At 44.4% G+C, this 21,683-nt stretch carries 21 protein-coding genes and 1 tRNA gene; 12 read left to right on the top strand and 10 right to left on the bottom strand.

Translation table 11 applies throughout. The features are described from left to right. Positions 1–162: 162 nt before the first annotated feature. Both BLW68_RS05220 and BLW68_RS05215 read left to right on the top strand, forming a co-directional pair. The gene (locus BLW68_RS05220) at positions 163–2,019 is read left to right on the top strand and encodes an amidohydrolase (protein WP_092790994.1); all 1,857 of its coding nucleotides are present in this window, start codon (positions 163–165) and stop codon (positions 2,017–2,019) included. Positions 2,020–2,099: 80 nt separating this feature from the next. Further along, positions 2,100–2,801, top strand: coding sequence for a YoaK family protein (locus tag BLW68_RS05215; RefSeq protein WP_092790993.1), 702 nt, complete (start codon positions 2,100–2,102; stop codon positions 2,799–2,801). A 4-nt stretch (positions 2,802–2,805) separates the two neighbouring features. On the opposite strand, the gene BLW68_RS05210 is transcribed toward BLW68_RS05215, so the two are convergent. After that, complete coding sequence (locus tag BLW68_RS05210; protein WP_092790991.1) at positions 2,806–3,507, bottom strand: hypothetical protein; 702 nt, start codon at positions 3,505–3,507, stop codon at positions 2,806–2,808. Positions 3,508–3,951: 444 nt separating this feature from the next. On the opposite strand from BLW68_RS05210, the gene BLW68_RS05205 reads away from it, so the two are divergent. Next, a complete protein-coding gene (locus BLW68_RS05205) occupies positions 3,952–4,869 on the top strand; it encodes a LysR family transcriptional regulator (protein ID WP_092790989.1) in 918 nt (305 codons plus the stop codon). 103 nt (positions 4,870–4,972) lie between these two features. Here BLW68_RS05205 and BLW68_RS05200 read toward each other — a convergent pair. From BLW68_RS05200 to BLW68_RS05190, 3 genes are all read right to left on the bottom strand, one after another. Then, positions 4,973–5,049: transfer RNA gene (locus tag BLW68_RS05200), tRNA-Val, on the bottom strand. Between the two features lie 130 nt (positions 5,050–5,179). Then, positions 5,180–6,190, bottom strand: coding sequence for a DUF3080 family protein (locus tag BLW68_RS05195; protein WP_092790986.1), 1,011 nt, complete (start codon positions 6,188–6,190; stop codon positions 5,180–5,182). A 20-nt stretch (positions 6,191–6,210) separates the two neighbouring features. Continuing rightward, on the bottom strand, positions 6,211–6,603 hold the full coding sequence (locus tag BLW68_RS05190; protein WP_245728271.1) for an MATE family efflux transporter: 393 nt from the start codon (positions 6,601–6,603) through the stop codon (positions 6,211–6,213). Between the two features lie 251 nt (positions 6,604–6,854). On the opposite strand from BLW68_RS05190, the gene BLW68_RS05185 reads away from it, so the two are divergent. From BLW68_RS05185 to BLW68_RS05175, 3 genes are all read left to right on the top strand, one after another. After that, positions 6,855–8,705, top strand: a complete 1,851-nt coding sequence (locus BLW68_RS05185) for a retron Ec67 family RNA-directed DNA polymerase/endonuclease (RefSeq protein WP_092790984.1) — start codon at positions 6,855–6,857, stop codon at positions 8,703–8,705. A 355-nt stretch (positions 8,706–9,060) separates the two neighbouring features. After that, entirely contained in the window at positions 9,061–10,122 is a 1,062-nt protein-coding gene (locus BLW68_RS05180) for a coiled-coil domain-containing protein (protein ID WP_143039924.1), read from the top strand. A gap of 75 nt (positions 10,123–10,197) precedes the next feature. Then, a complete protein-coding gene (locus tag BLW68_RS05175; protein WP_092790980.1) occupies positions 10,198–11,175 on the top strand; it encodes a hypothetical protein in 978 nt (325 codons plus the stop codon). 28 nt (positions 11,176–11,203) lie between these two features. Here BLW68_RS05175 and BLW68_RS21670 read toward each other — a convergent pair whose 3' ends face one another. Together BLW68_RS21670 and BLW68_RS05165 are read right to left on the bottom strand one after the other, a co-directional pair. Then, positions 11,204–11,650, bottom strand: a complete 447-nt coding sequence (locus tag BLW68_RS21670) for an MATE family efflux transporter (RefSeq protein WP_092790978.1) — start codon at positions 11,648–11,650, stop codon at positions 11,204–11,206. Between the two features lie 34 nt (positions 11,651–11,684). Next, complete coding sequence (locus BLW68_RS05165) at positions 11,685–13,043, bottom strand: MATE family efflux transporter (RefSeq protein ID WP_092790976.1); 1,359 nt, start codon at positions 13,041–13,043, stop codon at positions 11,685–11,687. Between the two features lie 59 nt (positions 13,044–13,102). On the opposite strand from BLW68_RS05165, the gene BLW68_RS05160 reads away from it, so the two are divergent. Beyond that, positions 13,103–13,732 (top strand): riboflavin synthase subunit alpha, encoded by a 630-nt coding sequence (locus tag BLW68_RS05160; protein WP_092790974.1) that lies wholly within the window; start codon positions 13,103–13,105, stop codon positions 13,730–13,732. Here the strand turns inward: BLW68_RS05160 and BLW68_RS05155 are convergent. The 3 genes from BLW68_RS05155 to BLW68_RS05145 are packed head-to-tail and all read right to left on the bottom strand — an operon-like array spanning position 13,729 to position 15,646. Then, positions 13,729–13,929 carry a CPXCG motif-containing cysteine-rich protein gene (locus tag BLW68_RS05155; protein ID WP_092790972.1) on the bottom strand — a complete coding sequence of 67 codons (201 nt, stop codon included), beginning with the start codon at positions 13,927–13,929 and terminating at the stop codon, positions 13,729–13,731. The genes BLW68_RS05160 and BLW68_RS05155 overlap by 4 nt on opposite strands. 34 nt (positions 13,930–13,963) lie before the next feature. Further along, positions 13,964–14,725 carry a pteridine reductase gene (locus BLW68_RS05150; RefSeq protein WP_092790969.1) on the bottom strand — a complete coding sequence of 254 codons (762 nt, stop codon included), beginning with the start codon at positions 14,723–14,725 and terminating at the stop codon, positions 13,964–13,966. A gap of 60 nt (positions 14,726–14,785) precedes the next feature. Next, entirely contained in the window at positions 14,786–15,646 is an 861-nt protein-coding gene (locus BLW68_RS05145; protein ID WP_092790967.1) for a fructosamine kinase family protein, read from the bottom strand. Between the two features lie 234 nt (positions 15,647–15,880). On the opposite strand from BLW68_RS05145, the gene BLW68_RS05140 reads away from it, so the two are divergent. From BLW68_RS05140 to rplT, 5 genes are all read left to right on the top strand, one after another. Then, positions 15,881–17,122, top strand: coding sequence for an EAL and HDOD domain-containing protein (locus tag BLW68_RS05140; protein WP_092790964.1), 1,242 nt, complete (start codon positions 15,881–15,883; stop codon positions 17,120–17,122). A gap of 202 nt (positions 17,123–17,324) precedes the next feature. Further along, positions 17,325–19,235: a threonine--tRNA ligase gene (thrS, locus tag BLW68_RS05135; RefSeq protein ID WP_092790961.1), complete on the top strand. Its 1,911-nt coding sequence runs from the start codon at positions 17,325–17,327 to the stop codon at positions 19,233–19,235. Positions 19,236–19,277: 42 nt separating this feature from the next. Continuing rightward, a complete protein-coding gene (gene infC / locus BLW68_RS05130; RefSeq protein WP_092790958.1) occupies positions 19,278–19,820 on the top strand; it encodes a translation initiation factor IF-3 in 543 nt (180 codons plus the stop codon). Between the two features lie 88 nt (positions 19,821–19,908). Next, positions 19,909–20,106: a 50S ribosomal protein L35 gene (rpmI, locus tag BLW68_RS05125; RefSeq protein WP_027672243.1), complete on the top strand. Its 198-nt coding sequence runs from the start codon at positions 19,909–19,911 to the stop codon at positions 20,104–20,106. A 17-nt stretch (positions 20,107–20,123) separates the two neighbouring features. Further along, positions 20,124–20,483: a 50S ribosomal protein L20 gene (rplT, locus tag BLW68_RS05120; RefSeq protein WP_068235207.1), complete on the top strand. Its 360-nt coding sequence runs from the start codon at positions 20,124–20,126 to the stop codon at positions 20,481–20,483. An 88-nt stretch (positions 20,484–20,571) separates the two neighbouring features. Here the strand turns inward: rplT and BLW68_RS05115 are convergent, their stop codons facing one another. After that, positions 20,572–21,678: an META domain-containing protein gene (locus tag BLW68_RS05115; RefSeq protein WP_092790956.1), complete on the bottom strand. Its 1,107-nt coding sequence runs from the start codon at positions 21,676–21,678 to the stop codon at positions 20,572–20,574. Positions 21,679–21,683 lie beyond the last annotated feature (5 nt).

Raw genomic sequence — 21,683 nt, 5'->3', positions numbered from 1 at the left:
ACATAGTAGAAGTGCTTTGTGCCGTTAACCATTATCCGTATGTATAGCTATGCAAATTAGTGATTCTTTACCAAACTTCTAACGTCAGAAAATCTTAATCGCCCATGAACTGCCACTTACACTGCAAGTGGGCACGATACTAACAATACCGGAGTCTCACTAATGGACACGTCTTTAAACCAGGATCTTATTTTGATCAATGGCCACTTCCATACTATGGATAAAGAGCAACCAAAAGCTACCGCAGTACTTATTCGCAAAGGTAAATTTGTGGAAGTGGGCGCAACAGCTGACTTGCTACGCCATCAAAATGAACAAAGCCGGGTAATTGACCTGAAAAATCATACCGTAATTCCGGGGTTAAATGACTCGCACATACACCTGATCCGAGGCGGTCTAAACTATAATCTTGAGTTACGTTGGGAAGGCGTGCCTTCAGTCGCAGATGCACTTAGCATGCTTCGTAATCAAGCGGATCGTACACCTCATCCTCAATGGGTAAGGGTAGTGGGTGGCTGGAATGAGTTTCAGTTTGCTGAAAAACGTATGCCAACGTTAGATGAAATTAACAAAGCTGCACCAGAGACGCCGGTTTTTTTGTTGCACCTCTATGACCGGGCATTATTAAACCGCGCCGCGTTAAAAGCTGTCGGTTACACCAAAGATACCCCAAACCCGCCTGGCGGCGAGATTCAACGGGATGCCAGAGGCAATCCAACAGGGATGTTAATTGCGCGCCCCAATGCGATGATCCTCTATGCAACATTAGCAAAAGGGCCAACGCTACCACTGTCACATCAAATTAATTCGACCAGGCAGTTTATGCGTGAACTTAATCGTTTGGGTGTTACCAGCGTAATTGATGCTGGTGGTGGCTTTCAGAATTATCCAGATGATTATCAAGTGGTAGATCGACTGGCAAAAGATGACCAACTGACTGTCCGCATAGCCTATAACCTGTTTACGCAAAACAAAGGCAAAGAGCTGGAAGACTTCCAAAGGTGGACTAAAACGGTAACTCCAGGGCAGGGGGACGACTTTTACCGTCATAACGGTGCAGGTGAAATGTTGGTGTTTTCTGCCGCGGACTTTGAAGATTTTGTCGAACCCAGACCTGACCTGGCTGATGACATGGAGCAACAGCTAGAGCCCGTTGTCCGTCATTTGGTAGAGAACCGCTGGCCTTTCCGTTTACATGCCACTTATAACGAATCTATCAGCCGTATGTTAGATGTATTTGAGAAAGTGAACAAAGACACGCCATTTAATGGCTTGCGTTGGTTATTTGATCATGCCGAAACCATTACAGAGAAAAACATTGAGCGGGTGCGTGCTTTAGGCGGTGGTATTGCTATTCAGCACCGTATGGCGTTCCAGGGTGAATATTTTGTCCAGCGTTATGGTCAGCAGGCGGCACAGAACACTCCTCCGGTGGCAAAAATGTTAGAAATGGGGGTGCCTGTTGGTGGTGGTACCGATGCTACCCGGGTGGCCAGCTACAACCCATGGACAGCGCTGTATTGGTTAGTGTCTGGTAAAACAGTAGGCGGCATGCCGTTGCAGCTGGATAAAGACTGTTTGCCCCGCGATACCGCATTAGAACTATGGACCGCTGGCAGTGCGTGGTTTTCTGGTGAAACGGATAAAAAAGGCAGAATTAAAGCAGGGCAACTGGCTGATTTAGTGGTTTTAGAATCTGACTTTTTTACCGTGCCGGAAGAAGAGATTAAAGGCATAGAGTCCGTGATGACGGTAGTCGATGGCAAAGTAGTCTACGCCGCTGGCGATTTCTCTGGTCACGGTCCTGCGCCTATTCCGGTGATCCCTGAATGGTCGCCGGTGGCTATGTATCCCGGGCATGCCAGAGTGCATCCGCAGATGAACAACGTGCCGCATCAGTGTGCAGGTTCCTGTGGTGTGCATGGCCATTCACATGATGTGGCCCGCCGCTCAACTATGCCGGTGTCGGATCATAACTCGTTTTGGGGTGTGTTAGGTTGCAGCTGTTTTGCGTTCTAAGGACAGGAGGAACAAATGAAACTAACTCCCCCAGCTTTATACAACAGCCTGGCACAGATTGATAAAAAAGGCTCAATATTATGAATATCGAATCTCAGCATCGCTTTCAGGCCATCAGCCTGGGTTTTCTGGCCGGCTATGTTAATACCTTAGGTTTTGTCGCTTTGTTTGGTTTGATGACAGCCCTTGTTACCGGTAACTTTATACTGATAGGGGCGAGTTTAGTCAGTGAATCCAGCTCCGGTGTGCTGATTAAGTTTTTAGCTTTTCCGGCTTTTATTGTGGGCATAGCGGCCATTCGTATTATCACTATTTGGCTCGACAGTAGACATCAGCAAAATTTGCAAATCCAGCTGACTGTTTTGCTGCAGCTCGTTTTGCTGGTTGCATTCATGGTAACAGGCTTGTATGCCTCTCCTATCGGTAAGGAGCAAACTACAGCAGCTATTATCTGTGGCATGTTTGGGGCTGCTGCAATGGGCGCGCACAGTGCTTACACCCGTTTGTTGTTACCTCATCTGGCACCAACATCGATGATGACAGGTAATGTTACGCAAATAGTGCTGGATGCGATGGAGCTGATTTTAGGAAAAGGTGATACGGCCACTAAAGTAAGAATGTCTAAATCTTTATGGACTATAGCAGCGTTTGCTACCGGTGCTATAGTCGCTGGCTTTTGCTACGTAGCCTTGAGTTTCTGGGCGTTATTGGTGCCTATTGGCATCCTGGTATGGCTATTACGCAAAGAACATTATTGCAACCTTGAGGCGCCGCAAGTTTGATGCATTAAGGAAAAAGGTAGCGATATCGCTCAACGCCAGATAATGAGGTTTGTGATAGCGCTTCCTTGATCCTGTCGAGATGCTGCGACGCATTCTTGCTGACATAAAGCACAATCGGCAGCTTATGCTTTGACAGAACTTTCGCATTCCTGAAAACACCCCCAGCCTCGGCTTCATATTTATAACGCGGGATGATAATGTAATCTAATCTGTTTGCTCTGAGCATCACATCAATCTGACGATAATCATTTACTTCAAATGCTGTAGCATTGACAGTACTTGCAATCTCTTTTTGGGCATCAGCCCCTCTGAGGTAAGAGATTGTTTTGCGCCCCAGAGGCGCTTCTGTTTCCATACTTACTAAGTAAAACTCAGCACAATACAGCTCAATGGTATGTGCGTGTTCCATCAGTCGCTTATTCGCTAATGCAACGAGAATCGGGGATTTGCCATTCTCAAACATGTTTAACGCCCTAGGATAGGGGAAAGCTTGAACAGTGCCGGTTCCTTCATCTATGACGTCAACGACGACCTGGGTATACTCTGTGTTAATGCATTTAACATTGTCTGTGGGCTGACAACCGAAAGGAGGGAGGTCTATAACCGGGTAAACTGTGTTTACAGGATGGGCAGAAAAAGAGAAGCAAAAAAGCATCAATGCCAGAGTGCTGGCCAGCATTTTTGAGTTATTGGACATATTTTCCATTAAATACCTTAGTAATACTGCATATATAACTACTACTTCACAATGCTTGTTTGGTTACAGGGTAGATGCCAAATGCCATTTGTGGTTGTTCAACAATGAAAAGGTTATATATTACTCGTTGCGTAAGGCTTTCACCGGATCAGTCTGCAGTACCCGACGCAGTGGAATAAAGCTGCAGAGTAAGGCGGCAAACGTCAGTACTGTCAGTACTGTCAGTACGGCGGCCATCAACCAAGCTTCTATATCGCGCCACAGCAGTGGTGAGTTTGCGCATTAATTTCTGCCTTGTTAGAGGATAAAAATAGTAAACCAAGCGCCACAGCCCCGAAACTATGCTTATGTATAGGTCTCATTTTCCAGGGTAGTGGTTAAGATAATATGCACAGAGATAACTATTAAGCCGACAGCACTTAAAGCTTTATCAGCTGGTTAAGGAGTAAAGCTATGAACAAAGTAACGCTTAAACAATGGCATATGTTCCAGGCGGTCGTAAAGTATGGCGGCTTTGCTCAGGCTAGTGAAAAAATTTTCAAGAGTACATCTTCAGTTCATCACTCAGTAAATAAACTAGAGGAGATGCTGAATGTAAGTTTACTGAAGGTAGAAGGCCGAAAAACGCGATTGACGTCGCATGGCAAGAAAATACTCTGTCTTGTAGAAAAGCTATTATCCGATGCTTGTAACCTTGAAACCTACGTTGCTGGTTTAACAAGTCTGCAAGATGCAAACATTAAAATTGCTGTTGATGAATTATTCCCGATTGGCATTCTAAGAAGTGTGCTGCAATCAACAAGCAACGAACTCTCGTTGAAGCAGCTTGAGATCACTCAAGTATCAACAGCATCTTTTGACGACGAATATCATTCAGATGTTGTTTTATCAGTACTTAATTCGGCGGCGTCTGGATTCGCGGTAAAAAGTGTGGTCAGCGTACGTTATGTGGCGGTTGTTGGCACGAAAAACTCAGCTTTCGATAGCACTAATGTCGTCTCGGCGAATACATTGAATAAGCACATTGAGATCACGGTTGATCGGAATGCTGCAAGCAGTTCGGTAGATTCATCCATCAATAACAGTTGCTGGAAAGTTGATAAATTGAGCTCAGCCATTGAGTTAGTCTGTGAGGGAATTGGCTATGCCTGGTTACCCTATCCTGACGTGCAACACTTAATTGCTGAAGGTAAATTGCGCAAAATTGTCTTTTTCGATCAACCAAACATCCGTGAAATCGATTTTTACCTCAACGTGAGGCAAGACTTTAGTTTGAAGCCAGGTGTTGAGAGTATTGTCCATCATTTTAAAAGCTTCGACTCAAGCCATAAGTTTGAGCCTATGGCACTCTCTGAAGAGCGGGCATTGTAAATGTTATCGCGTAGCCGGCGTTAAAAACGCCACAAATAGAAAAACAGGCAGCTTAAAAACAAAAAACGCCCCTCAAAGAGGGGCGTTTTTTGTTTGAATTTATTGGTGCGTCCTAGTGGACTCGAACCACCGACCCCCACCATGTCAAGGTGGTGCTCTAACCAGCTGAGCTAAGGACGCACACTTTAAGTTGCAGGCCAAAGCTTAGCTTGGCAGACAACGGCGGCTATGTTATTGCGCCGCCGGGGCAATGGCAAGTGTTTTTCTGCTAACACTGTGTGTTTGGTGTATTTTTCACCGTATCGGCAGCTTACTGCTGTGCGGTAAGTTTAAGCGGGCATTGGCTGTTCAGCGTTTGCCACCATTTTACATGGTGGCTTAGTTCGGTGCGCATATCCAGATAAGTTTGCTCAAAGCGCAAGGTGAGCGGGGTGTGAAGATCAGTGTGTTGATACAGCTGTTGCAATAAAGGCCACAACTGCTGCTGATAGCGGCTTAGCTCGCTGGTGTACAGCTGTACTTCAGCAACAAAATACTTACTAAACACATTGGCTAAAATATGCAGCTGCTCACTGTCACGCTGCTGAGGGCACAGCGCTGACGGTGCTTTAGCTTCGCTAAGCCGGTTAAGTTGTGCCAACTGATGGCTGGCAGTACGTAAGCTGTATTGCAGCCGGGCGATAAAGTTATAGCGGTACAGCAGCTGTAGTTGTTGTTCAATATCAATCTGGCTGGCAGCCTGCCAGTTTTGCTCCGCTATAAACTGCTGCAGCTGATTAAGTTCGGTTAATGCTTGCCAGGTTTCGCTAAAGCCGGGCGCTGCTTTTAGCGGCAGGGCTTTGCGTATCCCCAGCAGTTCTTTGCGCAGTGTATCGTCGGTTAGCAGCATATTGTTAAAGGCAATATCAATGCTGTGTTGTTTTTGCTGATACACGTGCTGCAACTGATTTAGCAGTGTGGTGTTGTCCCAGCTTTGCTCAAGGCAGCGTTGTAATTGGCTGAGAAAACGCAGTTCATAACTTAGCTGCTTGCTGGCGTTGTACACTTTACCTAAGCTGCTGTTACGCTCACCAATTAAGGTGTCAAGGCTGCAGCGACGTGTAGCATAGGCGTCGGTAAGGTCCAACCGTATATCCGGCAGCGGTTGTTTTAAATCGCGTTGTGCTGCCATGGCAGCAGCATCGGGTAGGGCGGTATTTTTCTGCGATATATCCAGCACCCGCTCCAGGCGCTGTTGGTAGTTTTGCAGCGCTTTATCACCATTGTAATCTGTACAGGCTACAAGGCTACACACCAGCACTGGCAACAGCCATCGCGTCATAAATTAAACCACCTTATACTCTAATCTGCTTTTTGCTCTAATTTTAGTAAAGTGCGTTTTAAGATAATAGCCAGCAGCACTGCTGCGACGCTTAAACCGACAATAATACCAATCCAGAAGCCGTGAGCACCCATTGCCGGTACCAGCCAGTTGGTTAATCCCAGTACGGCACCCAGGCCAAAACCGATTGGCCAGTAAGCAATAAAGGTAATAAAAAATACCGGTTTGGTCACTTTCATACCGCGCAGCGCGCAAGCAGACACCGCTTTTTTCAGCTCCATAATGCTTTGCTGGCCCACCAGGTGGCCAACACGGATAGTGGTTGCCATACCCAATGACAATGGTAATGGGTGCCACGATCCGTGAAATATAAGTAGCATGTTGCCCAGTGTGTTCGGCATCACGGTTGTCATGATTTTGCTTACGATACTATCATTTTCTGGGCATTGTATAAGATTTTAGTTAGTTTCTACAAAGGGTTGCCGTTAAATTAACAGTATGCTAGCTTTGTTTCCGGTTTATGGGCAGATTTTGGATTGCGTTTCGCAATCAGTGAAAAAAATGTCCGAAAGGATTGCCTCTACAATGATATGTACACCATGTCTGACAATCTCTTGTCAACGCGAAGGAGTGCCCATAAACCACTTTTAAACAGGGACGAGTAATGCAGAAAATTGAGGCATTAAGAAAAATAACAACAAAGCCAGAGCTTGCTGCTCTTCTGGGTATAAAAGCGTCAGTTCTGACGTATGCTCTCTATATAGTTAAACCTCAAAATCAGTACATTCAGTTCAAGATCAAAAAAAAGAACGGCGGTGAAAGACTGATAAGCGCTCCCACCGATAAACTAAAATCAATTCAATCTGCTCTTTCTGATTTGTTGCTTGACTGCCTAGATGAAATTTATAAAAGTAAATTTCCCGACTCCGAAATAGCTAAGCAAAAGCTCAAGCATTCAAAAGTTCTTAAAATTAAGATCGGAAGCGCAAAAAATAAACAACCTTCGCTATCTCATGGTTTTGAGCGAAATAGGTCGATCATTACAAATGCAATAATGCATATTGGTAAAAAGAATGTCTTGAATATTGACCTCGAAGATTTTTTTGGAAGCTTTAATTTTGGACGAATACGCGGTTTTTTTATAAAAAACGAGAATTTCAAACTCGATTCTAATATTGCAACGGTAATAGCCCATATAGCGTGTTGTAACAAAGAACTGCCTCAAGGAAGCCCTTGCTCCCCCGTAATTACGAATTTAATAGCACATTCGCTAGACATTCGATTAGCTGCGCTGGCAAAAAAGCATTCGTGTACGTATACACGTTACGCAGACGACATTACCTTTTCAACTAGAGAAGACACATTCCCTGAAAGTGTTATGCGGCAAGAGGGCGGTGGGTATATAGCAGGTAAAAAGCTTCGCTCTGAGATCAGAAGGGCTGGCTTCTCGATAAAAGAAAGTAAGACCAGAATTCAGTATGCAGATTCTCGACAAGACGTTACTGGACTGATCGTAAACCAAAAGCCAAATGTCAAACGAGAATACTGGCGAACTGTCAGAGCACAATGTAACAGCTTATTTAAAACCGGAAAGTTCGTTGAAGTAGCTGGTGAAGAGCAGACTGTCGGCAACATCAATGTTCTTGAGGGAAGGCTTAACTTTATAGATCAACTTGATCACTACAATAGACTGAGGCAAAAACCTGCTCTAGACCCGAATTATCATCTCAAGCGTGATGCATTAGTACAACAAAAGAAGGCAAAGCAAAGAAGTCATTTGTTAAACAGTAGGGAGAAGGTTTTTAGCAAATTTCTTTTTTACCGTTACTTTTATGCCTTCGATAAACCTTTAATCTTAACTGAAGGCAAAACGGACAATACCTATCTGAAATCTGCGATCTGGAAGCTTGCTGCACATTACCCAAAACTTGCTAAGGCGAAATCTAATACCTCTGCGTATGAGTTGTTATTAAGATTTTTTAATTATACCGAGCGGACGAATTTTTTATTGGAACTTGCTGGTGGTGGCGATTATTTTAAAGATTTTGCATCTGGCTATGCCGAAAACTATAAAAAATACAAAGCGCCAAGACCAGAGCATCCAGTGATTATTATTGTCGATAACGATTCTGGGCCAAAAGATTTGGTTAACCTTATAGCCACTAAAAAAATTGGAAGTATCTATCCAACTAACCCTGCTCATTCTAATGTTGATGTAAGAAATTCAGATTTTGTACACCTATTCCACAATTTGTACATTATTCTAACACCTCTTTCAGCTGGTTCTTCCAGCTCAGATATCGAGCTTTTATTTAAAGACGTAGACCGGCTTAGACTTTATAAAGGAAAAAGCTTTAACACAGCAACTAAAAGGGATAATAGTAAAGATTTAAGTAAAGAAGCTTTCGCCACTCACATTGTTTCTGCTCAAAAAAATATTGTGAATTTCGATGGGTTTAAAGAACTTCTTGATCGAGTGGTTAGTGTAATTAATCATTACGACTCAGTTAAGTAGTTGAATATTGGCTTATATTCGGCAGTGCTGGCATTGGTTAATTAACTTTTTTGATTTGAAATTTTTTCAATGACTGTTCAGATAGGGGGATTCTGCTCTGGCTGTTTTAATCTCAAGAGCATGTGGTGTTAAAGGCGAAACTGTAAAAATAGGTGACCTTACCGAAGCACAACGTGGCCTTGCTTGTCGTTGTACGTGTTTTTGCTGCGGAAAACCACTGGTAGCGAGGTTTTGTGTTGATAAAGATAACCATTTTTCACATAGGCCCGGTGATGAGCGTGACTGTAAATACGCGCTGGAAACAGAAATTCACATTCGAGCAAAAGAGTTAATAGCCCAAGAGATGAAGGTTCTTATGCCTGCAACTTTTGAGCGAAGAATACCACAAAAATACATTACTCTTAATTTAGATAATGTACGCCTTGAAAATATGCACCTTGGTCGAATACCAGATCTTATTGTGACTTCTGATGGCTATGAGTATTTTATAGAGATAGCTGTTACACATTTTTGTGATGCCTCAAAAAAAGCTTTTTATATAAAAAATAAATTGTCTTGTATAGAAATCAACCTTTCGAAGCTGAAAAATCAAACAGATTTGGAACCGCTGATTAGACGGAAATTATTTGAAGAGCCTGACGGTGATAACAAATGGGTTTCGTTAAATCCATTATCAAAAATTGGCACTCAAATGGTGAATGAGTTGCGCGCAGAGGTTAATAAACTCAACAAAGATGCGTCTGATGCTGAATCAAGACTCAAAACAGCTGCTAATTATTACAACTCAATGGTCGATAAGACAGCAAAACTGGATTATAAGCTTGGTAAACAGAGGTCAGATATTAAATCCTTGTCACTCGTAGGCCCTGCTGCATCTCAATTGCGACAAATTAAGGAGCAAGTTGCAGAAAAAAACCTTCAGCTAAATAATATTGCTGAAAAGTTAGAGGCTTTCTCGAATGACAAGGCTGAGCTTTTGGCCTATTTATATGAGATTGAGGGAAAAGAGAAGGAGTTACAAATCAAACTATCCATGGCTTCTGAGGAGAGGGAAAAGCTATTGGCTGAAATTCAAGAGCGTGAACATCTCCTGGAGGCGAGGCAGCAAAAAGCCGCAGAGATGCTTGACTATGTTAATTCTATTGAGTCTAAACTGGCTAGATTCGGATTATCCCTTGAAAACGCACAAGAAGTTGCTGAATTACACAGCAAGAAAGATCTAATGGAATACAGCTTGCAGGTAAAGCTGCAGCAAAATGAAGAGCTTATTAAGCAACGTTTCAATGTCGAGAGCCAGAAACTATCCGAATTGCAAAAAAAATCAGATGACTTGGAGAACAGAATTAAACAGCAATTGGGGGTGTTAGACTTTTATAAAAAGGAAGCGGTTACAGCCCAACGGAATAATAAAAACTAAATTTAGTTCTAACGAGTTTAAAAAGCCAACTTAGCCGTCGGTTTTATTTTTCCTATTTTCACTAAAGGCTTACCAATGTCGAAAGAAAGAAATTCTAAAAATAAATTCCCTCTTAATAATGCTGAATATATAGAGTCTATAAATAAGCAACTATCTTGGGTTGAGGATGACAGGAATGGTTTCAGTTCTCAAAATTTAACTTTGAAGGAATATGTTAGAAAGATATATTTAGCCTTATCTGAAAATGAATTTTCCAAGGAAAAACGTAAAAAGGGTAATGAAGATATCGATTTTTTTAGTCGTATCTCTTGCGGAATTATTGGTATTTTTTTAACTGTTTCCGCTAGAAATATAGCAGATAATTATCTTTGGATAAGTGAATCTTTCCTGTTCTACTTAGGAATGACTCTACTGACGATATTTTTAGTTATTAGTTTAGAAAGGGTTTCATTGGTTAAGGCTCTCTGGGAATATAGTTTCGTTAAGTTCTCCGCTTCGATAGGTTTCGCAGGTTTATTACTTTATTGCAATTCAGAGTCATCAAGTGTTATAAATAGCATTTTTGGTGTGGACGCTTCGGTTTTTGTTTATTCTAAATCTATTCTCACTGGGCTTTTACTACTTAAAATATTAAGTCCAATATTTTGGGTTGTGGTTGCTTCTTCTTTGATTCAGTTTGTCGTTTTTTTTCTTTATCTGCGTAAAGATAAGGTTTTAGGTAGACAATTTTTATATGCTGTAAGCGCATTTTTGCTGTCAGGATACTTTTTAAATGTCATAAGCAACTCCTTATCTGATAACGAATTAGAATTTAAGGCTTATAAATTAGCTCATTACTTAGATTTTAATGAAAAAATTTACTGCTTGGATAAACTCCCTAACATTGAACGAGTTGTTGGAGTCTATCTTAGCCCGTCGAATGACGTAGTTTTACTTGATAATAAATTGGAAATTGAAGAAAGCGCTAAGAGTTTTATGCATCGTAGTTTTATTGATTATGGAATTGAAATACCTGAGGAATTTCACGTTATAAACTGCCAAAAAATAAATTGATTTATTTATCTAAGTAGTTGAACTGGAACTAACATGTAACTTTGTTAAACTCCTTTTCAACACAATATGATAACATAAGTGCTGCAACCGTTAAACCAACAATGATGCCTATCCAAAAACCATGTACACCCATAGCAGGGACTATGTAGTCCGTTAGTCCAAGCACGTACCCCAAACCAAATCCAACCGACCAATAGGCAATAAAGGTGATAAAAAAGGTTGGTTTGGTGATCTTCATACCGCGCAGGATTGACGCGCAAATTACCTGTACCGAGTCTGTAATCTGATAAATACACGCTAACAACAGCAGAGAAGACGCCAGCGCAATGACTTCGGGATTACCTGTATACAGCGATGCAATTTGCTCTATTAATAGAAATGTGAGCGTTGCGGTTATGGCAGATACCACGATACCGGGAATGATTGCTGTACTAACGGCTTTCCTTAGTTCACTAAGGCTGCTGACCGTTAAGATGTCCGCATCGTACTCTTCTGAACGGCCTCATAGTCTAACCTGCTTGCAGTTCTAACTTAAGCAAAGTGCGTTTTAAAATAATAGCTAACAATACGGCAGCCACGCTTAAGCCGGCAATAATACCAATCCAGAAACCGTGCGCACCCATCGCCGGTACCAACCAATTTGTTAACCCCAATACGGCACCCAAGCCAAAACCGATTGGCCAGTAGGCAATAAAGGTAATAAAAAATACCGGCTTGGTTACTTTCATACCGCGTAGCGCACAGGCAGACACCACCTGAATAGCATCGGATACCTGATAAAAACAGGCCAGAATAAGTAACGACGCGGCAAGGGCAATAACAGTAGGCTCGGGCGAATACAATGCAGCTATGCTGCCTCTGAGGATAAAGGTCAGGCTGGCGATAACAAAAGACATCATTACGGCCAGTATTATGGCGGTAGACACGGCTTTTTTCAGCTCAGTAAGGCTTTGCTGACCCACCAGATGACCCACACGGATAGTGGTTGCCATACCTAACGACAGTGGCAGCATAAACACTATACCACTGTAGTTTTGGGCGATTTGATGACCCGCCACCATAATAGGGCCCAGGTGCACTATGGCCAGCGGAATACAGGCAAACAGAGTGACTTCAAAAAAGATAGAAAACGCAATAGGGGTGCCGATACAGACAATTTGCCAAATATCTTTAAGGTGAACCCGGTAACTGGCGGGGTGGGTGCGGTAGCGTTTAGTTGTACGGCTAAACCAGCCGTAGATTAAAATGGCAACAAACATGGCTAAAAACACCAGCGCCGTAGCGATACCACAGCCCGCACCACCCAGTGCCGGCATGCCCAGCTTGCCGTAAATAAATATATAGTTGGCCGGAATATTAACCAGAATACCGACAAAGCTGATCCACATGCTGGCTTTGGTATTGCCGATCCCTTCAAACATACTACGCAGTACCATATAGCCTGCGGCCGGGAATAAGCCAAAGCTGACGTAATACAGATAATCCAGCGATTTTTGCCGCAGGGTTTCATCCATATTTAACAGGTCAATCGGCACGTGCACATACAACATCACGATAAACAGGGCCGCTGCCAGTGCCATTGCTAAATACATGGCCTGCAAGGTGAAATGGGTAACCGGCTTGGTTTGTTTGCTACCGTAATACTGCGCCACTATTGGTGTTAAGGCCAGCAGCAAACCCTGCATGGTCATCACCACCGGAAACCATAAACCGGATGCCACTGCGATGGCGGCCATATCGACGGCGCTATAACGGCCGGCCATTACAGTGTCGACAAAGTACATTAAGGTTTGTGTCAGCTGTGCCAGTACTATGGGGCCGGAAAGTTTTAGTATGGTTCTGGCTTCGAAGCGGGAAAAAGGTAACATAGTAGGTCTGTTGTATCAGCAGCGTGTAATGGCGCGCAATGTAGCACAAATGAGGACTTATGTTTACCGGAATAGTTCAAACTAAAGCAGAGTTAACGGCCATTCGTGACGACACAGCATTTCGTCAGTTAACCTTGCAACCAGGTGCTGCGCACCTGGAAAACCTGAGCCGTGGCGCCAGTATTGCCATAAACGGCGTTTGTTTAACCGTAACCGATTTTGACAGCAAGGCCGGTTGGGTTTGCTTTGATGTGATAGCTGAAACCTTAAGTAAAACCAACCTTGGCCGGTTAAACGTGGGCGAAGCGGTGAATTTTGAGCGCTCGTTAAGCTTTGGCAGTGAATTGGGTGGCCATATTGTTTCCGGCCATATCCAAACTACAGCAACGATAACGGCTTTGGAGAAAAGCGCCAATAACTGCTCGGTGCGCCTGACACTGGCGCCGGACTATATGCGTTATATTCTCAGCAAAGGCTTTATTACGGTAGAAGGTTGCAGCTTAACCGTAGGCGAAACCTATACCGATGGCTTTAGTTTGTATTTGATCCCGGAAACACTGGCTATTACCACGCTAGGGCAAAAGCAAGTGGGTGATATAGTGAATATTGAACTGGATCAGCAAACACAAACCATAGTGCAAACGGTAGAGCGCATTATGGCCGAACGATTTTCGTCAGCAAAAACTTAATAATACTGCTCATCATCGGCGTCAATAAACAGCTGCACACTGTGGTGCAGCTCGTCTTTATGTACCCGCACATGGATAGGGTTGCAGCAGTTGCTGCAATCTTCAATGTAATCCTGATCTTCGTCGGTAACTTCTACACTTAAATGCATAGGGTGGCCGCAAAATGGGCATTCAATAGTTTTTTGCAACAAGCTCATAGCACTTCCTCCGGCCGGTTTAGCCTGTTAAGTATCAGGCTTTATGGGCATTACTTAAACTGCGTCCACCATCCACCGTAATGATATGCCCGGTGATATAAGGTGCTTTTAGCAAAAATAACAGCGTTTGGGCGATATCGGTTGCTGTACCCAACTGCTGCAACGGAATTTGCGCCAGTATGGCCTCTTTGTCGTGCTGTTTTAGCGCAACCGATTGTTCACCTGGCCATAAAATGGCACCTGGCGCTATACCGTTGACTCTGATCGCCGGCGCCAGTTCAAGCGCCAGTGCTTTTGTCATCATTAGCAATGCAGCCTTTGCCATACAGTAAATACTGTGGCCAGCTAAAGGTTTGCTTGCATGAATGTCGACCATATTAACAATAGCACCATTATGGCGCGCCAGCTCAGAAGCCAGTGCCTGGCTTAAAAAATACGGTGCCTTAACATTAGAGCCAAATAAATCCTGCCATTGTGCGGCATTTGCTGCCTCTACCGGGGTGGGGTAAAAACTGGATGCGTTGTTTACCAGCACATCCAGCCGGCCAAAACAGGCTACGGCTTGCTTTGCCAACTGCGGCCAGCAGGCCTCTTGCAATAAGTCAGCCTGTATCACGGCCGCACTGTCTGGGCGTTGCAGGTTCAGTTGCAGTGCCAGAGTATCAGCCTCCGGGCGTGAGCGATTGCAGTGTATTATGACGCGGTAATCATTAGCGTGCAGAGTTTCGATCATTTTCCGGCCAAGCCGTTTGGCGCTGCCGGTGATCAGCGCCACGGGTTGCTGGGCAATTTGCATAAATAGCTTTCCGTAATGTCAGGTACTGCTTTGGCTTTATAATAACCAGTTGCAATAAATTTAGTGGAATAACTGCTTAATCATCTCCTGTGCCTGCACCAGATAGGCACCCCGAAATAAATAAGCATGGTTCAGTATATGATACAGATTATAAAGATCTTTACGATCATTGTAAGCCTCATCCAGCGGATAATGCTGTTGATAACTGTGATAAAAATCGTCCGGAAAACGGCCAAACAACGTGCTGTAAGCCAGATCAGTTTCTCTGTCACCGAAATAGCAGGCCGGGTCAAATACTGCTGCTGTGTCACCGGTAAAACCAACATTACCGCGCCATAAATCGCCATGCAATAAACTTGGCGCAGGTTGATGATGATGCAGGCGTTGCCGGCATTGTTCTACCAACTGGTCGATATTGCCAAAACCGAAGCCTTGCTCCAGCAGTAACTGCAAAAGCCAACCGAGACGCTGCTCAGAGAAAAAGCTGCTCCAGTTTGCCTGCCATTTATTCGGCTGCGGTGTACTGCCAAGCATGTTGTCCCAGTCAAAACCATACATCGCCTGATCATGTTGCTTATGCAGTTGCGCCAGCTGCCGGGCCAGATCACGCCAGCCATTTGTGGTTTCGCCGCTCAGAGGTAAATACTCTAATACCAAAAAGGCTTTATCTATGGTTTGGCCAGAGCAAATCAGCTTTGGCACCCTAATGCTGTGGCTTTGCTGCAAAGCTTGTAAGCTAAGCGCTTCTGTTTCAAACTGCTCCAGTTGCTCACGCTGATTAATTTTGACAAAAAAATGCTGCCCCTGGCCACTGATATGCCAGGCAAGGTTAATACTGCCACCCGTTAACTGGCTTTTCTGTTCAATCTGAAAACCGATATCTAATTCACTGTTAATATGCTCAGCAATTGCCTGCCACATGTGTTGCCTCCGTATGCGCTTAATGTGAAGTATGGCTGATAAAGCAGAAAGATCACTGATCGATAGCTGATGTTGCGAGTATATAGATATCGACCTTAAGCAGTTGGCTTATTGCTGACAGTGGACGATAGTCTTATACCCCCTATACTTAAGCAACAGGTAATATTGTCTGAGCCTTTGCTTAGCAATGAAACGGTAGTGTGTTGTTATATTACCCCTAAGGTGGAGAAGTTCATGAGGCAACAAAGTAGTAGTGGCGTCAGTACTGAACAGGACATACAGAGTTTATTTGCCGCACAGCCGATATTTGATCGCAATAACAACAGGGTCGCAGTGGAATTACTATACCGCAGTGACAACGGTGTCACGGCTCTTGAGCTGGGTGATAATTTGGCAACTACAGAGCTGATTTATAACTTGTGCAGTAGTGTTTCGACACAAATTGAGCAGTACAAGGCACCTGTGTTTATTAATGTTTGTGCCGATTTTTTGGCATCTGGCAGCTTTTTACCTTTAGAGGCTGATAAAGTTGTAATCGAGTTAGTTGAACGTATAGCACCCACTGCAGAGTTTATTGCTCACGTTACTGCTTTCAAACAGCGGGGCTTCAGGTTTGCTTTGGATGATTTTGAATTTACCGCTGATTGGGAACCACTTATTGCCCTTGCAGACATTATAAAAGTAGATATTCTGCAACACAGTTATGCTGAGGTGAAACAGCAAATACATCGGCTGCGGGGGTACAAGTTAACCTGGCTGGCTGAGCGGGTTGAAACACCAGAGCAACTGGAGCAGTGCAAAGCGCTGGGTTTTAGTTTATTTCAGGGGTATTTTCTTGCGCGTCCGGAGGTGATAACTGGCAAAAAAATACCCCCTACAGCGCTTAAAATAGCAGAGCTTATTAATAATTTATTTCAGGCAGAGCCTGACATCAATAAGTTATCAGTGCAGCTTGCCGATGAACCAGCTCTGGTAATGGGCATGCTACGTATTGCTAATAGCCCCTTATATCGTAAGACGCGCGAAGTTAGCTCAGTAAAAGAGCTGACTATGCGGCTAGGGCTTGACCTTGCCAGAAAGTGGATCCTGATGTTTTCAATATTAAACCGCTGCTGCCCTGCAGCTGCCGGCTTGGTGTTGACCAGAGCTTACACCGCGCAGCAACTGGCCGTGTTGTGGCATGCCGACAATGCAAAACAAAACCAGTTCTTTCTCACGGCGATTTTGTATGGTGTTGATATTTTGTTTGGTGTTGCACCAACAGAGTTTGTTAACCAATTAAATGTGTCTGACGAAATTAAGCACGCTATTTGTCAGCATCGTGGTGAAGCTGCTGCCGCTATCGAGATGATCAAAAACATTGAAAAAGCATATTCAATGAAAAGTAGTACTGGTGATATCGCTGATGAGTATTTTGTTATTTATAACCAGCAACAACATCGGATACAGGACAAGTTTGCTAATTTTAGCCGGTAGTATTTGTTGATTAGTTCCAGCTAACACCTTTAAGCCCTTTCTTACAACTGCTACTATAGCGCTGCTTTTTTGTCGGCTGCCGTGCCCGGTTTAGCAGATGGCTTCTTGTATAGGCCATTAACTGCTTTGCTGCACTGCGGCTTTAGCCACGTTATTTAACATGTGACCCTTGGTATGGGCCACCACTGTATAAGGATTTATCATGCCAGTTATTACTCTGCCAGATGGCAGCCAGCGCGCTTTTGATCATGCTGTTTCAGTTATGGATGTTGCCAAAGACATCGGCCCGGGTTTAGCCAAAGCCACCATCGCCGGTAAGGTGAATGGCCAACTAGTTGATGCCTGTGATCCCATTACGACAGATTCAACCTTAAGCATTATTACCAGCAAAGATCAGGACGGCCTGGAAATTATCCGCCACTCCTGCGCGCACTTATTAGGCCATGCCATTAAGCAGCTGTGGCCGAATGTAAAAATGGCCATCGGTCCGGTAATAGATAACGGTTTTTACTATGACGTTGATTTAGACCAGCCGATCAGCAGCGACGATTTAGCTAAGTTGGAAGAGCGTATGCTGCAACTGGCAAAAACCGAATACGACGTAATTAAGAAAAAAGTAAGCTGGCAAGAAGCGGTAGATACCTTTACAGCCCGTGGTGAGAGCTACAAGCTGGAAATCCTTGAGCAAAACGTTAGCCGGGATGACCAGCCTGGTTTGTATCACCACGAAGAATATATTGATATGTGCCGTGGCCCGCATGTGCCGAATATGCGCTTTTGCCAGCACTTTAAAATTATGAAAGTTGCCGGTGCCTACTGGCGCGGCGATGCGAAAAACAAAATGCTGCAGCGGATATACGGCACTGCCTGGGCTGATAAAAAGCAGCTGGCGGCGTATTTACTGCAGTTAGAAGAAGCCGAAAAGCGCGATCACCGTAAAATTGGTAAGGCGCTGGGCTTATTTCACTGGCAGGAAGAGGCACCGGGTATGGTGTTCTGGCACAACGATGGCTGGACTATCTTTCGTGAGCTGGAAAGCTTTGTGCGTGAAAAGCTAGGCGAGTACGACTACGACGAAGTAAAAGGCCCGCTAATGATGGACCGCGTGCTGTGGGAGAAATCCGGCCACTGGGAAAAGTACGCCGATAATATGTTTACTACCCAGTCAGAGCATCGCGAGTACGCCATTAAGCCAATGAACTGCCCGGGCCACGTGCAAATTTTTAATCAGGGCTTAAAGTCGTACCGCGATTTACCGCTTAGGATGGCCGAGTTTGGTTGTTGTCACCGTAACGAGCCCTCAGGTGGCTTACACGGTTTAATGCGCGTACGCGGCTTTACCCAGGACGATGCGCATATCTTCTGTACCGAAGATCAGGTGCAGGCCGAGGTGACCAAATGTATCCAGATGGTGTTTGACACCTACAGTACTTTTGGCTTTAAAAACGTCGCTGTAAAACTGTCTACACGGCCGGCACAGCGTATCGGTACTGACGAGATGTGGGACCGTGCTGAGCAAGGCCTGACAGAAGCGTTAAAAGCCAATGATATCGCCTATGATTTACAGCCGGGCGAGGGCGCGTTTTACGGCCCTAAAATTGAATTTACCCTGCATGACTGTTTAGGCCGCGCCTGGCAGTGTGGTACTGTGCAGTTAGACTTTGCGTTGCCGGGCCGTTTAGGTGCCACTTTTGTGGCTGAAAGTGGCGAGAAGCAAACGCCGGTAATGATCCACCGTGCTATTTTGGGTTCAATTGAGCGTTTTATCGGTATTTTAATTGAAGAATATGCCGGTTTATTTCCTGCATGGTTGGCACCGACTCAGGTGGTGGTGATGAACATTACCGATAATCAGGCCGAATATGTACAGAATTTAGTAAAAACTTTCAAATCTCACGGTATTAGAGTCATAAGTGACTTGAGAAATGAGAAGATAGGCTTTAAAATTCGCGAGCACACGCTTAAGCGCATTCCTTACCTTGTTGTCGTTGGTGATAAAGAAATGGAAGCCGGTGATATTGCACTGAGAACGCGCAAGGGTGAAGATTTGGGTAAAATGTCGGTTGCAGCCTTTGTAGAAAAGCTGACAACAGAAATTAAAACCCGGGTTTGAACCAAATTAAGCGTATAAGATTAATTTTCGGAGGAACATACTATTAAAGTAGGAAAGAAAACATTACCTGCAAACCGTCCTAACAGGATCAATGAAGAAATTAACCTGCCAGAGGTACGGTTAATTGGTATTGAAGGTGAGCAGCTGGGTGTAGTAAGTATTGCTGAAGCCATTCGTTTGGCCGAGGAAGGCGGTGCAGATTTAGTAGAGATCAGCCCGACAGCCGAACCGCCAGTATGTAAGTTGATGGACTACGGTAAGTTCCTGTTTGAAAAGAGTAAAGCTCTGAAAGAGCAGAAGAAGAAGCAAAAACAGATCCAGATTAAGGAAATAAAATTCCGGCCTGGAACTGATGAAGGCGATTACCAGGTAAAACTACGCAACCTGCGTCGCTTCATTGAAGAGGGTGACAAAGCTAAAGTAACGCTGCGCTATCGTGGTCGTGAAATGGCGCATCTTGACATTGGTATTGATATGTTAAATCGGATTAAAGAAGATTTATCAGACATTGCCTTGTGCGAATCTTTCCCTTCACGGGTGGAAGGTCGCCAGATGATCATGATGCTGGCCCCAAATAAGAAGTAATAGGTGCTTTCAAGTGTAACCCCGCACTGCAAAGTGTGGGGTTAACGCCTTATTATTCGTTGTAACTTAACAATGCGAGTTTTTAACTATGCCAAAGATGAAAACCAATAAAGGTGCTGCGAAGCGTTTCAAAAAAACCGCTTCTGGTAGCTTTAAACGTAAGCAATCACACCTTCGCCACATTCTGACGAAGAAGACCTCTAAGCGTAAGCGTCAGTTAGGTCCAAAAACCTTAGTCGCTAAAGTAGACATTGCCGGCTTAGTCCGTTGCATGCCGTACGCATAATTAATTAGGAGTCTGACATGCCAAGAGTTAAACGTGGTGTAACGGCGCGTGCGCGTCATAAGAAGGTGTTAAACCAGGCCAAAGGTTACTACGGTGCCCGCAGTCGTGTTTATCGTGTTGCTTTCCAAGCCGTTATTAAAGCCGGCCAATATGCTTACCGTGACCGTCGTCAACGTAAGCGTCAGTTCCGTCAACTGTGGATCGCGCGTATCAACGCTGCGTCACGTATGAATGGTTTGTCTTATAGTCGTTTCATTGATGGCCTGAAAAAAGCCTCTGTGGAAATCGACCGTAAGATTTTAGCTGACATCGCGGTATTCGATAAAGCAGCCTTTACTGCTTTAGTGAGCAAAGCGAAACAAGCCTTAGCAGCGTAATTTACGCCGCAATAAAAAGCCACCGCAAGGTGGCTTTTTTTATGTCTGCGCTGGAGCAAACTGCGCGGATAAAAGTCAGTTGCTGCGGTTAGTTAACCGCAGGCTTAAACTGCAAAATAAGCTGGTTATTTTTAAACAACTGTAATTTATCGCCATTTACTTCAGCACGGTCGGCCGATTGCAGTGACTGGGTAAACTGTTGTTCCAGCTCACTACTTTCAGCACAGAATTTACGTGTGCTTACCAGCGGTTGTACTGTTAACTGATTAGAGCGCTGCTTGTAGTTACCGTTAAAGTTATTGCAGCCGGCAAAACCATATAAGCGGTCGTTCTGGTCAAAAATTACCCTGACGTTAAGCTGTTGCGGTACATAACGGTCGGTCAGTTTTTCTGCACGCCAAACAATACCCTGCATTTTGCCAGGTTGGATCTGATCGGGGCAGGTGGCGCCTGGCCAGAATTGTTCAAATTTATCAATAAACAGCGTATTGGCCTGATCGTCCTGGCCTCTGCGGCCTACTAAGGTGGCAATAACGGCATTGCCGTTGAAACGGGCGTCCTGTTGATACTGGCGCATTACCGGTAAGTGGTGCTGGGTATTGGCCACATTTAAGCTGTCGCCACTGCGGCAACTGGTAAAGGTGGCTTGATTATTACTCAGCATATATAAGCCAAGCATAGCCTGGCGGGTATCCAGTTTTTTAAATTCGGCGGCACGCTGCAACTGATACTGTTGATTAGCGCTGATAGGTTTGCCGCTTAAATCCAGCATGGTTAATTGCCGGTTAGATAAAAAATGAAAGGCTGGCAGGGTTTGCTGCTGATTAACCAGATGCAGGCTACGGTTTTCCAGTAACCAGATCCCTTTTACCAGATTAACCTGATTCCGTTCCAGATACTCCTGGCGTACCTCAAAACGGCCATCGCGGTACAGGTTAATATGATAGCTGATCCCCGGGCAATCAGCGCACGGCAGGGTGCCGCTGAATGTCATATCACTATCAACAAAGATATGCTCAAAATCGGTGGCTACAGACTCTGCTGTATCGGAATTTTCTATTACTACATCTTCAGGCTCTGACACCACGACAGGTTGTGGTGGCACCTTTAGAGTAGTAGTGTCTGCAGGTCGCTCAGACGGTAAATGGCTACAGGCGGACAGCAGCAGTGCGGTAACTAATAAACGCTTTTTCATCTGGG

It is taken from the genome of Rheinheimera pacifica, assembly GCF_900108485.1.
Lineage (GTDB): Bacteria > Pseudomonadota > Gammaproteobacteria > Enterobacterales > Alteromonadaceae > Alishewanella > Alishewanella pacifica.
This window is presented reverse-complemented; position numbering and strand designations above follow the sequence as displayed.